This is a genomic window from Candidatus Harpocratesius sp. (genome assembly GCF_054039255.1).
Window position 1 is genome coordinate 52,655 of the sequence record NZ_JBPLBG010000064.1, and the last position, 13,553, is coordinate 66,207.

At 30.8% G+C, this 13,553-nt stretch carries 15 protein-coding genes; 5 read left to right on the forward strand and 10 right to left on the reverse strand.

Annotated features, from left to right (window positions below):
* Nucleotides 1-62: 62 nt before the first annotated feature.
* A complete protein-coding gene (locus tag ACXLDF_RS14060) occupies nt 63-590 on the reverse strand; it encodes a flavin reductase family protein (protein WP_457559173.1) in 528 nt (175 codons plus the stop codon).
* 48 nt (nt 591-638) lie between these two features.
* Nucleotides 639-1,469, reverse strand: a complete 831-nt coding sequence (locus ACXLDF_RS14065) for a PHP-associated domain-containing protein (RefSeq protein ID WP_457559174.1) — start codon at nt 1,467-1,469, stop codon at nt 639-641.
* A 96-nt stretch (nt 1,470-1,565) separates the two neighbouring features.
* Here ACXLDF_RS14065 and ACXLDF_RS14070 point away from each other — a divergent pair, with 96 nt between their 5' ends.
* Nucleotides 1,566-2,465 carry an alpha/beta fold hydrolase gene (locus tag ACXLDF_RS14070; RefSeq protein WP_457559175.1) on the forward strand — a complete coding sequence of 300 codons (900 nt, stop codon included), beginning with the start codon at nt 1,566-1,568 and terminating at the stop codon, nt 2,463-2,465.
* On the opposite strand, the gene ACXLDF_RS14075 is transcribed toward ACXLDF_RS14070, so the two are convergent.
* The 7 genes from ACXLDF_RS14075 to ACXLDF_RS14105 all read right to left on the reverse strand — a co-directional run bounded on the left by ACXLDF_RS14075 (nt 2,413) and on the right by ACXLDF_RS14105 (nt 8,732).
* Nucleotides 2,413-4,917, reverse strand: coding sequence for an N-6 DNA methylase (locus ACXLDF_RS14075; RefSeq protein ID WP_457559176.1), 2,505 nt, complete (start codon nt 4,915-4,917; stop codon nt 2,413-2,415). The two genes, ACXLDF_RS14070 and ACXLDF_RS14075, sit on opposite strands and share 53 nt — an antisense overlap.
* Complete coding sequence (locus ACXLDF_RS14080) at nt 4,914-5,279, reverse strand: hypothetical protein (RefSeq protein WP_457559177.1); 366 nt, start codon at nt 5,277-5,279, stop codon at nt 4,914-4,916. Before ACXLDF_RS14080 ends, ACXLDF_RS14075 begins: the two co-directional genes overlap by 4 nt.
* Nucleotides 5,280-5,380: 101 nt before the next feature.
* The gene (locus tag ACXLDF_RS14085; RefSeq protein WP_457559178.1) at nt 5,381-5,803 is read right to left on the reverse strand and encodes a DsrE family protein; all 423 of its coding nucleotides are present in this window, start codon (nt 5,801-5,803) and stop codon (nt 5,381-5,383) included.
* Nucleotides 5,804-5,806: 3 nt separating this feature from the next.
* Complete coding sequence (locus tag ACXLDF_RS14090) at nt 5,807-6,181, reverse strand: hypothetical protein (RefSeq protein ID WP_457559179.1); 375 nt, start codon at nt 6,179-6,181, stop codon at nt 5,807-5,809.
* 43 nt (nt 6,182-6,224) lie between these two features.
* A complete protein-coding gene (locus ACXLDF_RS14095) occupies nt 6,225-7,181 on the reverse strand; it encodes a deoxyhypusine synthase family protein (protein WP_457559180.1) in 957 nt (318 codons plus the stop codon).
* A gap of 19 nt (nt 7,182-7,200) precedes the next feature.
* Entirely contained in the window at nt 7,201-8,142 is a 942-nt protein-coding gene (locus tag ACXLDF_RS14100; protein WP_457559181.1) for an arginase family protein, read from the reverse strand.
* Between the two features lie 26 nt (nt 8,143-8,168).
* Nucleotides 8,169-8,732, reverse strand: coding sequence for a hypothetical protein (locus ACXLDF_RS14105; protein WP_457559182.1), 564 nt, complete (start codon nt 8,730-8,732; stop codon nt 8,169-8,171).
* A gap of 165 nt (nt 8,733-8,897) precedes the next feature.
* Here ACXLDF_RS14105 and ACXLDF_RS14110 point away from each other — a divergent pair, with 165 nt between their 5' ends.
* On the forward strand, nt 8,898-9,599 hold the full coding sequence (locus ACXLDF_RS14110) for a hypothetical protein (protein WP_457559183.1): 702 nt from the start codon (nt 8,898-8,900) through the stop codon (nt 9,597-9,599).
* A gap of 118 nt (nt 9,600-9,717) precedes the next feature.
* Here the strand turns inward: ACXLDF_RS14110 and ACXLDF_RS14115 are convergent, their stop codons facing one another.
* Nucleotides 9,718-10,293, reverse strand: a complete 576-nt coding sequence (locus ACXLDF_RS14115; RefSeq protein ID WP_457559184.1) for an XTP/dITP diphosphatase — start codon at nt 10,291-10,293, stop codon at nt 9,718-9,720.
* A gap of 59 nt (nt 10,294-10,352) precedes the next feature.
* On the opposite strand from ACXLDF_RS14115, the gene ACXLDF_RS14120 reads away from it, so the two are divergent.
* The 3 genes from ACXLDF_RS14120 to ACXLDF_RS14130 all read left to right on the forward strand — a co-directional run bounded on the left by ACXLDF_RS14120 (nt 10,353) and on the right by ACXLDF_RS14130 (nt 13,427).
* Nucleotides 10,353-11,252, forward strand: coding sequence for a DMT family transporter (locus ACXLDF_RS14120; protein WP_457559185.1), 900 nt, complete (start codon nt 10,353-10,355; stop codon nt 11,250-11,252).
* An 841-nt stretch (nt 11,253-12,093) separates the two neighbouring features.
* A complete protein-coding gene (locus ACXLDF_RS14125; RefSeq protein ID WP_457559186.1) occupies nt 12,094-12,549 on the forward strand; it encodes a 30S ribosomal protein S15 in 456 nt (151 codons plus the stop codon).
* 20 nt (nt 12,550-12,569) lie between these two features.
* Entirely contained in the window at nt 12,570-13,427 is an 858-nt protein-coding gene (locus ACXLDF_RS14130; RefSeq protein ID WP_457559187.1) for a 30S ribosomal protein S3ae, read from the forward strand.
* Nucleotides 13,428-13,553: the final 126 nt, after the last annotated feature.

Sequence of the window (13,553 nt, forward strand, 5' to 3'; positions counted from 1 at the left end):
AATCAAAGAAATAATACAAAATATACAAAATTGTATGGTGATATTTCAGTTAGATTTGAATATTAACTCTCATTTCTTTGATAACATTTTAAAATTTTCCCTACATACATTCTATGATAATCTCCTGAAGAATAGAATTCATTCTTCACTGAATTTGGAATTTGCTCTGAATTCAAATCTTGAAAGAAAATTTTTTCACAAATAAATACTAAATCTGCTTCTTTGAAATAAACAGTTTCATCAGAAAGTTTTATTGAGACAGGACTTAATCCATCTATCTCCATTTTATTAATATTTCTTCCCGATTTAGAACCACAGATTTTTAAGATCTTTCGTTTTTCTTCTGGAAGAAAATTCAATGAAAATAGTTTATTTTGATTTAAGAATTCATATGTATATCGACTTGGGCGAACAAAAATATACATTACTGGTTGTTCCCATAGAATTCCTGCACCACCCCATGCTGCAGTCATCATATTATATCGATCAATCGTTCCTGCAGTTATTAAAAACCACTCTTTTTGCATTCCTATGAAGAAATTTTTAGATACTTCTTCTATGGAAATTTCATTTAAATTTAATGATACCATAGTTATTCTTTGATATTTCTTTCATCTTAAAGAATTTTTCACTTTTTATTACCAAGTAAATCTCACAGGTTTTTTTAAAAGATCTTCTTTCCACTTTTCTACATTAAAAGAATCGTTTGGTAGCTTTCCAATTGGTTGATATTGTGGCTTGATCCATGAATTTTCAAAGAAAAAAGAAGGAAAGAAATGCTTTTTACTATATATGTAAATTTCCCATATTAAAAATCGATTGATCGGAACGTATGAGCCACCAGGTTTACATTTTCCACATTTTAAGTATTTCACTAATTCATCAGGATCTTCTGTGTTAGTTGGAACTTGTGTATAGGTATACCCAAATTGGTTGATATGATGTGCATCAGTACCAGCGATTTTCCCTTTTTTCCAACCTTTAAACCATCTATGAGTTCGTTTATTTAGGAGATAATTCGAGCCATTTACCCATTCTATGCCATCAATATCTAATCTCTTCACAATTGCTGGTGACCAATATCCTTTAAAAGGATTTAAACCTGGATGAGCTAAATAAATGGCACAATCTTGTTCTCTGAGAAGTTCGATAACTTCTTCTGGATTCCATGAATCTTTTGCTAAATGCCATTCTTGAACTCCATATGCCAAGATATGATTAAATCCAGTAGAAATTTCCAAAGCAGGAATTACAGGAAGATCTTTTTCCTGAGCTAATTTTCTAATCTTAGGTAAACCGCGGAGACTATCATGAGCCATGGCGTTAACCCAATTAAATCCCCATTTTAATGTGATTTTAATTAAGTCTTCAGCTGATATTGTTCCATCGTGAAGATCGTAATATGTATGAATATGAGCATCAAAAATCGCTCCAAATTTAGATCGTGAATACATTTTAGTTGATTGCATGAAAATCGTTCAATTAATAAAGCAGCGGAACATTGATAAAAATATCTTTTCGATTTATATATTGAAATTTCAAAAAAATTAAGTGAATTACTTACAATGAATAAATTTCCACAATCTCATTCCTTTCAAATAACAGATGAGAGATATATTACATTCTATGAATTTGGTGATCCATTTGGTATTCCACTTTTCTATTTTCATGGATTTCCTGGAAGTGGTATGGAAGGAAAATTCTTAGATACTATTGCCAAAGCGGAAGGAATTAGAATAATCAGCCCCAATCGACCAGGTATGGGGCATTCTACTTTTTATTTTCCAAGACAATTGATTGACTGGGCAGAGGATGTATCTAAGTTGGCTCAATTTTTGAGCTTAAACGAATTTTCAATATTGGGAATATCTGGTGGTTCACCATATGCTCTTGTTTGTGGTAAATTTATCAATCCTCAGCGTTTGAAATCCATTATTACAATATCTGGGGTGGCACCTTTAAAGTCAAACTTGCAAGGAATCGATCGTTTGTTCAAAATTGGCATTATTATTGGGCGTTCTTTTCCCTTTCTTTTATCCTTTGGATTATGGATTACCTTAACTCGAAGGTATAATACTTGGCAAAAGGCACTAAAATCTACTCTAAAAGACATTAGTTCATTTCCTGAAAATGATCAAAAAATTTTTCAAGTTTGGGAGAATGTTGAAATTTATGCGCGTTTAATGTATGAAGCATTCATGAATGGAACTAAACCTGTGAAAGAAGATGCAATGATATATTTAAGAAATTGGGATTTTAATCTTTCTTCAATTTCTTCAGATATTCCTGTGGAGATTTGGCATGGTGAAAAAGATCAGATCTTACCTCTGTTCATGGCTGAAAATCTTGCTGAAAATATTCCCCATAGTCTGCTAAGAACATTTCCTAATGATGGCCATCTATCTACTGTGTTTAACCATTCTGATCTTTTGGTGAAACGGATAAAGTTCTATTTTCATAAGTAGTAAATAAATGCTGAAGCGCTTTACTCAATTGAATTTGATATTGTTGATATAAGTCATCTTGATTTAGGAGTTTATAGATTTTACTTAAAGAATATCGATGATTGATATGATTATTTGAAAGATTTGTCGATTTTGTAAGATCTATATCGATTTTATTTTCATGATATATTTGAAAAACCCTTGTTTCCATTTTTTTCCCAATTTCTGCAATTTTATTATAATCATTCGCATTTTTATATTCAGGTAGGGGAAATTGCCATGGTGCTAAGTGAATTACTCGTATTGAACCATTTGCTCCAATAGAACAAACACGATGTAAATTTTCTTGTAAGAAATTCGAATTAAGCCAAGCAAGAAGATAATACGCTTCATTTTCGCATTTTGGAGTTAAGTAATAAAATGTAACATCAATCAATAGTTTTGAATCTCGAATTATTGCTGCTTTACAGCGACTACCACCTACAGGATAAATAACCTTTATATTTTGTGTTAAATGAGGATTAAAAAGCTTATTTCCATAAGAAATACTTTGAATCAATGAAGTATTTCGTGCTTTTTGATTGCGATTATTTTGATAAATAATTTTCAATCTTTTGAAATGTTCTTTAGCCAACGGCGGTAGTTGATTTTCAGATAATACATGATAGCGTTTTTTCTCCAATTTAATTGGAAGAAATGCAAAATGTTGGGAAATAATTTTAAAAGGAATAAGATCGGTACTTTTTATTAGTTGAAAGATAAAATCGCGCTCTATTTTGGTAGGTGTAAAGGTGACATTGTTCCATCGAGTACTTTGAGTTGAACTATAGCCTGATTTTATAGGAAAGATTTGAATCACTTCTTTTTTTGGGTCTTTGATATGCTTTCTATTACAATCTATAAAAAGTAGTTTGCGAGGTGTAATATCAAATCCTCGATAAACCAATTTTGTATAATCTGAAGGAGAAATAGATATTTTGGAATGATATTGACTTTTAACAATATATTTTCCCACTAAAGGTTGATTTCTGTAAATTTTAAACGTTGCTGGATATGATATTCCAAGAAATTCTTCTATCCAATTTAAGCTAGGATGTTTTGTTTCAGTATTTTGTTTTTCTAGAAAAGTGACTTTACTTGATTTTATCGGTAATGGAACATATTTTAAGTTACTATCTAGTTCAGAGGTGTTATCATATTTAGTTCTGCAAATTAATAACATTGAATGAATTGGAAAAAAATCAGGAAATAATTGGAAACTCAAGATTTCACTTATTCCTAAAAAACGACGGAATTTAGCATGTTGTGAGCCAGTTAGTAAACTGGCTGGAAGCAGAAATGCCATTATTCCTCCTGCTTTAACTAGTGTTCTACGAATGATCTCAAAGAAAATAGTCGCAATTTCAATATTAGACTGATTTTTCCAAGTCATCCCGATTTGATAATATTTAGCCAAAGAAAGAATTTTATCTTTAAGGGCTGGAGTGCGGATATTATTCAAAACATTCCACGGTAAATTACCAATTGCAGTAAAAAAATATCGAGTATTTGGTTTATGTTTATTCTTTTGAATTTTTGATGATTGAAATGAAGTACCTGTTGGAACAATATGAAATATATGAAATATACGTTCTGAAAACAATTTATTGTCTGATATATCGAGTAAATCTAAACAAAAATAATTTTTCTTAAAGTATGAATACAATTGTTTGAAGTTATATTGATGGTTATAGTGCTTTGTGATCATTATCCAAAGATTTAAAATAGTTGAGAGTAAAGCAGCAGGATTTTCATCAATTCCGAAAATATTGCTGAAATAATGAAGAAATTTTGAAAAAGGAATATTTAAATCAAGAATTTGTCTAACTATCACTCGTAGAATTGCCCCACTACCACATGTAGGATCAATAATCGCATTTTCTAAGGTGAACCCATCAAATCTATTTAGTTGATAGACCAGAAATCTGGCAATACTGTTAGGAGTAAAGAACATACCTTTTTCTTCTAGAGTATCTAAAGAAAGTAGATCAGTCAAAAGTGGGGAAAACAAATCTTCATCAGCAAATTTCTTAATTACGAACATATTATTTGGAAGTTTATTGTTTAAAGGTTTTTTAGCAAAAAACTGTTTATTCTCTAAAGATTGAATTGGATAATTAAAATTAAACTGAAATGATGCGAAAGAAAAAGGTAAATTTTGATCGAAATCAAATGTAGAATCAATTTCATGAATGATTTGCTGCGATATCCAAATAAAATAAGAAATTCGTAAATAGAATTCCAATTTCATTTCCTCTGAGTTTAAATGAGCTGAAAGATTGCCAAATTCTTTTGTCCAATATCTATAAGAAGATTTAAACTCTTGAGAGTTAATGTTCTCTATAAAAATTTGAGAATAAAGATGAAAAAAGGTCGATTCTGAACCAAATTGGTTTTTTAATTCTTCTGCACTAATTGAACATTGATCACTCATAAAATAAGCACATTTTTTGGCTGTTTTTCTAAAAATTCGACTAAATCAGAATAGTTAATGATTCTAATTCCAGGTAAGATATTTTTTTTTTCCATAAACCATGATTTTGAAAAAACACCTTCAGATGAGTCCAATGGAATCGCATAAAACCTAATTAAACCGATAAATTGTAAAATCAAATCTGAAATGGGGGGTATTTCAAGATGATTTGCCGAATTTTGTTCAGGAAAGAGATTATATAACCCTTTTTCAAGAAATATTACTTTTGTGGGAATTGCTTGCTGAGCAGTAGAGAAACCAATAAAAAGACTTGCTAACGGAAATTCTGAACCATAAGGAGAAGATTTCAATAGAATTATCATTTGATTTGCCTCATATTATAGATATTTTTGGTGATTTCATTATTATTATAATTATTATTTTGATTATTATAACTATTATTCTTACTATTATGCCTTTTTCATTATAATTGGAGAAGTCGATACCCTTTGGCAAGTAATTCTCCAAATTTACGAATTGAGACAATTTGAACGAAAGGGAATAATTTTGATGAAATATAATATTCTTCTTCAAGATTTGATTGATTTAAATTAATATATCCTCGAGCAGCTGTACAACGAGAACAAGCATAGAATTGTAGATCCGGATATAATTGATGTAAATATGCGTATTGTTGACCAATATTGGCAAAATTTCTGGGAAACTGTTCTGTTTGAAGTTGGTGAATCCCATCGATGTAAAAGAATAAAGCAATTTCAAATTGATGTTCGAGTAAGTGCTTTATTATTTGAATTTTTTCAGGTAAAAGAGGAGTAGAATAAGGCGAATTAATTACTAGTGCAAGAATTTTTTTATTTTCCATGCTAATTCCCGTTCCTTGAGTCATCAATTAAAACTTTAAATAACAAACGCTAGGATTTTGTATTGCTAAAATAATTTCTTTATTAAATAATTCTCTTTTAATCCATTGAAAAGATTTATTTTGATAAATTAAATCTTGAGTGTTTTTTTCATTTAAAAGACTTTTACAATGTTCAAGATTAAAAAAAATCTCTGTATTTGGTTGATCTTTTAGTTTTGAAAGAAATAATTCAGGAAAAAGAATCATATAGACTGCTTCTTCACTGCATAGGATTTGAATTTGAAGATTTGGATTATTTTCCCTGTTAATGAATATTTGATTCAGTAATTTTGTTACAATGGAAAAGTCATCCGTGTTTAACAAATTCTGGGTCAAATGAAAGGTGAATTTCGTTATTTGCATTAATTTAAACCTCTAAAATTATTTTTGTGAATAAAAAACATATTTATATAAGGTTTTGTTTTTTTTTCTGTTTTAGATACGATAAAATTATAGGAAGTGCAATTGTGGCATCTATATGAACTTGAGAAGTATCTCCATGAGCATTTACTTTCCCCCAAGATATAGCTTCATTTAAAGAAGCAGAAGAAAGGCCTCCAGCAGAAACCTGTACATCAGTTGTAAGTTGAACAACAAACTTCGCAGAATTAGGGGAAAATTGCATAGCTTGGAATATAAAATTTTTAGGGACACCTCCTCCAACAATAAACACTCCTGGTACAGCAGAGTCCCATGCTAAGTTAATACAATCTTGTAAATCTGAAAAATGATTCAAGTTTAAACCAGGATAAAGAAATGATAACTGCATTCCTAATCCTGAGTCTGTAATTGCAGGACAAAAAACTGGGATTTTTTTTTCTGCACATTTTTTTAATAATGATATTGATCCTTCTGGTAAATGTTCTCCGATAGTCCATAAAGCTTCTTTTACTGATGATTTTGGATCGATCTTAAAAGTTTTCAGCCAATCTTCCATATTTTCATATACTTGATTTGGCATGAATACATCATAGATCCTATTTAATGCCTCTTCATGAAGAGATTCATTAGTTTGGGGTGATTCACTTAAAAATCCTTGTAGATGATGATCACCTAATGATTCTACAATATCATGGGTTAGGTTTGCTCCAGTGGTGACTAAAACATCCACAAATCCAAGATCTAAAAAATCGTATATTATTTTCTGCATACCTGCTGGAACCATAGCTCCAGATAATGCAAAAAATTTCACGCACTCCTTATTTCGAATCATTTCTTCATAGATTTTACATGCTTTAGCTAACCTTTTTGCATTAAAACCCATATTGTCCCATGAGTCTACCATTTTAACAATATCTTGACTGGCTGGAACATCCATCTGCTCGACTGGGCGTGTCATTAAACCTTCTGGTAATTCTTTCATTTTATGATTTTTTCTCCTTTTATTTGCTTAATCTGGTTTGCTCAATAATAAATCCCATGAATTCTGTTATGAGTTTAACAGCCGTGATTTGGGTTAGATTTGTTGGGAGATCTAAATCAGGTGCAACTTCAACCAAATCAAATCCAATAATTTGAAAATGAGATGCTAAGAATCTTAGTGCGTTCCATAACTGTCTATATGTCATGCCACCTGGAATACTATAACCGGTTCCTGGTGTGTTTGATCCATCAAGGACATCTATATCTATTGAAACATATATTTCTGATAACCCTATTTTTTGAAATTGTTGTAATATTTTTTGCAGTTCAGCGGCTATTTGTTCATAATTTTGCAGTTTGTACGCTGGAATGTATTTTAGATTGTCGTGATGAGCCATTTCAATTTCTGGAATATCCATATCTCTTACTCCAAGAATTATAACCTTTTCTGCTCCCATATTGGGAAGATCTGCAATTCTCTTTGTCACCGTACAGTGAAAATCAGTTTCTTCATCCAACCATTTGTCATAATAATCTAAATGAGCATCAAAAACAATGACACCAAATGAAGGTTCTTGCTTTTCTTGACGTCGACTGTGAAGTGCTTTAATTACAGGATACGTACAATAATGATCACCTCCTAACATGACTGGGATCGGTTTACATGTATTCCACGGTAGCATTTCATTGATAAATTCAATAATATTTTTTCGAGTCTGTTCTGGTTTTGAAGAAAGAACCTTTATATCACCAAAATCACATATATTAAATTGGGTGATATCTTGTTCCAATTCTGTCGCTCTTCCAAGAAATGATGTAAGTTCTCGCAGTTTATATGGTGCTGCTCTTGGGCATCCATGAGTATGAGTTGAATTTGCATCCCAAGGAATTCCGAATAACGCAAATTTGGTTGGAGTTTCATAATCACCTGCTAATGCATCATAAAAGGTAAATGGAATCATATTTTTTCACATAATATCGTAATATCTCATTTTTCTGTTTTATCAATAATATTAACTATAGGAATTTCCTTTGAATTAGGTTGCTTTTTTTCAATCTCTTCAAATTTCTTATAAAATATAACTTTTACAGAACAAGCATCATCGTCGCTTTGGCTTTTGTCATATTTATATTCAACATTCAATCCAGTAAGTTTTTTCATTGCAGTTTCAAAATACCCAAAAGTAAATTCGCATAATGTATCACCAAATTTTAACTCTTCATGATTTTTAATAATTTGGCGGTAAATACACTCGTTTTTTATATGAATAATATATCGATCTTTAAGTTCTTCATGTCCAATTACTTCTGCATCATATAATTTTGTAATTGTATTTTGGAATAAGCTAAATGCAGCTGATGGAACATCAAATGGTTCTGATGCTGTTTTTCCATATTTCTTTAAAATATCATCAGCAACAATTTCTGCAGGCTTCTGTCCCATCCGATTAAGAATTGCCTTTACAGTACTTGACCCAAATGTTTTTTCAATTTCAGTAAAAAAAGATCCCATAAAGATTCTTAAACCAATTAATTCTTTTTTCAACTCCATATGGTTTGAAATTAAGCAGAATTCCCAATAAAAATTTCTCTTATTAACAAAGATCACAAAATAAATAACTAAAGAAAAGCCACTTTTTTATTTTTGCTAATAAAAGGCGCTATAATATTTAATAAAGAAGTTCACTAATGTTATAACTAGGATAAAGTGATCATTATGGCGTTTGCAATTGAACAGATAATCTTACTAATTTCTTTTAGTCTAATTTACTTGGTTTTTCTCTTCTATGATTTATTCAAACGGGGCGATAATTATGGATCAATCGCATATATTGCCGCACTTCTGCCTGCAAATTATCTTTGGAGTATTGTAACTAAAAACGATATGCTCGATTTTGGAGCGCTAGGCGCAATGCTTGTTTTATGCGTATTATGGTTATTTGCAGTTATTAGAGATATAATTATCAAAGATAAAGCACAAGGATTTAAAGATGCAGATGATGTTGCTTTAATGTTAATTGTGGGAATTATCATAAACTTAATTCTGTCAGCTGTTTTACCAGCTCTTCCTGGTTTGGAACATATGAAGAATGGAACAATACCTGTATTAAAATATTTCTTTTTGCCAATCTTTGATGCTGAAAGTACAGGTCACGCCGTATTTGGAATCGTTATAGCCTATAAAATACTGGCTACATTATTAACATTATCTGTAATTATTCCTGTAGTTATGGATCTTAAGGATATGGAGACAAATATCGTTGCTTTGGTTATTCTTACATTAATTTTTGGAATTCCATTTACATTCTTGGCCTTTTTATGGTCTCCTGCAATTTCAACCATATGGGTTTTTCTATTCTTGTTTATGGTCTTGTTCTTCATCTTTTTACTGATGATTACAAGAGGAAAAAACAAATAAATTATTCACACTAGTCACACAGAATAAAACCATTAAATCTATCCATTTTTTTTTGAATTTACTCTTTCTCTTTTTATTCATGATTTTAGTTCTTTGTGCGAATAAGTTTCTCTCTTATTTAAAGATGAGATTTAAAGTAATCAATAAATTTTTCTAATGCGCGCCGTCTGTGCGATATTTTATTTTTTTCTTCCAAACCGATCTCAGCAAAGGTTTTTCCAGGAGAATCATTAGAGATAAAAATTGGATCAAATCCAAACCCAGAAGTACCACGTTTTTGTAAAGATACTTGTCCCACATTTTCTCCCTTAAATAAGAAAATATTGTTATTTACATCCATATATGCAATTACAGCTTCAAAATGTGCTCGTCGTTCTATTTTATCTTGCAATAATGTTAAAATTCCTTCACATCCAATAGTATCCATGACATAATGACTATATACACCTGGAAATCCATGTAAATGATCATCTACAAAAAAACCAGCATCTTCGATAAAAAAAGGCGGTGTTATTTTATTTTGGATACTTTGAAGTTTAAATAATGCCACTTGTTCTAAAGTTTCTGCTTGAATTTCAACTAACGGTAATTTATATTGAATGATAGAAATTTCTGGGAGTGAATTTGTAAACATTGATTGCACTTCTTTAACCTTATTTGGATTTCCAGTGCAAAACTTGATAGTCTGAATCATAATTGAATTAAGTCTTCATATAATATAAAACATTTAATAGATGGTAAATATAGAAATTCATGGGTAAAAAATCACTTTTTTTGGCTTATCTGGCAATTTTAAGTGTTCCGATTTCTTACGGTTCTTTTTACAGCGTATTTAAAATTCTTTTAAGTGATTTTCCTGTATTTTGGCTTTGTTGGATACGAATGTTGATTGCTTTCATCTTCCTTCTTCCCTTTCTTAAGAATCGGTTAAAAATAGACAAATTACTATTTTTGCATTCCTTTATTCTCGCATTTGTATTTTTTATTGGTTTATTAGCGCAATCTTTTTCCTTACAGATTATTTCTGCGGGAACTGCTGGATTTGTTGTTGTATCCTTTGTTATTCTCACTCCTTTTTTTGCATGGTTAATTTTACGGACCGTTCCAAATAAAAAAATCATTGTTTCTATCTTTTTAGTAATTTGTGGTTATTTTATCATGTTTTATAACAAATCTGGTCATTCCTTCAATTTTGGGTTGGGAGAATTATTAAATTTTATCGGAGCTTTTGTAATTGCTTTTCAAATTGTGTTATTTGAAAAATATGCTCAAAAATATGATAGTATTGCAATAACTCTTGTGCAATTTTTCTGGATTAATATATTCATGTTAATTACCTTGCTTATTACCAGAGAATCTGTTCATATTAGTTCACTTTCCTTAAAACATTGGTTATTGATACTTTATATCGGAATTTTTACTACTATTACCCCATTTTTAGCACAGTTTTGGGGTCAAAAACAAATTACATCGATCTCAGTTGCAATAATTATTTCACTTGAACCAATTTTTGCAACAATTTTTGGAATCATTTTACTTCACGAATCAACTTCTATAACCTTTTTTTGGGGATCTATTGTAATCCTTATAGGAATATTTAGCTCTATTTTTCTTAAAAACGATAATTTTTATTCAAAAAAAGAATTATTATGAGCAGTATCTAAGGGTTACCAAAATGAAATTCAGTAAAATAACCTTTGTATTCTAAAAAATATATTTTTTCTATTTTATCATAAGTATTGAATCGATTTCACTACGATAACATCAAAATCATAATATCCTTATTGGTAGATACTTTTTTTTCACTATGATTATTTCACCCAAAGCGCTTCAATTTATTAAAAAACAAAAGTATTCTATCGAATCTCCTGTATTAATCTTGTATGAAAAAAGATATAGAGGTTGATGTGGAATTTCAACTTATCCTAAAGCTTCACTTAGTCCTCGGAATTTTATTACTGATTTCTCCGAATATATCGAAATAACTCAATCAAATTGGAACGATTGTGTATGTACAAATCCGAATTACTGCGAACTATTGCAAATGTCAATTTTGATCACTCATCAACTTATGGAGACATGGGACAAATTAGAAGTGCACCTTTATGGAAAATACTTGTATAAACAGTTAATTCTTATGCGCACCTAAAGATATGGATGAATTCATTCTGCAAATTTTGGAATGACTGACGTCGAGCCATCGATTTTATTTTTAGATGCAAAATATAATAAATTTAAATATGATCTCTAAATATACGTAAAAATAAAAGAGAAAAATCAAATCTGATAAGAATAGATGTGAATGTATGAAATTGTATGAGAAGGTATAAGAATGCATAAAAAAAAAAGAAAGAAATTGAATTTAAATTAACCTTAAAAATCTTGATCACGTAAACTCAAAAAATTTTTCTTTTATGCTACATTATTCCTGCTATACCATTGTAGGTTGTTCTATTTATACTCAGCTACTTGGTATTTAAATAGGTGAACATTATTGGCCCGAATGCATTCACGAAAGAAAGGATGTTCAGGAAGTACAAGACCAGCACAGTTGGAGATTTTGCCATGGTTTCCTCAATCAGCTGAAGAGGTTGAAGAAAAAGTCGTGGAATTAGCTAGGAGAGGTGAATCTATGTCTCGGATTGGGCTTGAATTGCGAGATGGCTTTGGTACTCCCTTAGTAAAAATTATTACTGGTAAGAAGATTTCCCAAATTTTAAGGGAAAATGATCTCCTTCCGAAAATTCCTGAAGATGTGCTATTTTTGTCGCGAAAAGCGGTAAATATCCGCCATCATTTAGAAGAAAATAAGAAAGATTTAGAAGCCCGAAAGGGATTAAATCGAACAGAATCTAAAATACGTCGCTTAGTGAAATACTATCGGCGAAAGGGAGTGTTGCCCCCTGATTTTAAGTATGATCCGGAGAAGATCAAGATTTTCCTCCGATAAGCGAACGGTGATAAAAAAATATGTCAAGTAGAGCTCATAAAGGTCGAAAAGGTAAGCGTGCGCGAGGAAAAACAATTGATAGTTGGAAATCTAAAGAATGGTATGAAGTTTTTGCTCCAAAAGCCTTTAAGGAAGCATTTTTAGGGGAAATTCCGTCATCCACTCCCGATTCATTAGTAGGGCGGACCATCGAAATTTTATTGTATGACTTAACTAAAAATTTTAAACATACAACTATTAAACTAAAATTCAAGATTGTTGAAGTTCAAGGAAAGCGTTGCAATACTGTTTTCTTTGGACATGAATTAACTCGAGATTTTGTAAGGTCTTTGATTCATCGAGGTTCAAGCCGAGTGGATGGGATTTTCAACTATACAACTGCTGATGGAGTGGTCTACCGTGTGAGTACATTTGTAGTTACCCGTCGGCGTGCGAAGAAATCTCAGAAATTAACCATTCGGAAGATTATTCATGATGTTTTACAAGAATTTGCCAAAAATATGACCCATGAAAAGTTTATCCAAGGTGTGATATATGGCAAATTTGCGTTAAACATTAAGAAGATTGCGAAAACAATTTATCCACTTCGGGAATGTCAAATTCGGAAAGTGAAAGTCATTAGTATTCCTGAAGGAGTAACGGATCAAATTGAAGTAAGCGATCAAGAAGAATTTGATGAAGTTGAGTTAGAGTTAAAAGAGCATGGGAAAACAGTAAAGGCAAAGAAACATCAGAAGCATCATGAACATGAAGCCGAAGAAGGTGAAATGGGTGAAGGTGTTGCTGATTCTGAAGCATCTGAAGCTGTGGATCCAAGTGAAAGCGCTGAAGCAAGCGAAAATAACAATTCTAGTAACTCTGAAGAATCAAATGAATAATTTGAACAAAAATCTTGTAATTTTAAGTAGTTAGATAAAAACACAAAGTCGAATACGATTTATTTTTTCTTAATTTTTATTTCTATTTTTCAAATTATGATTTTACTAAAGAAATTGGCAAAATCT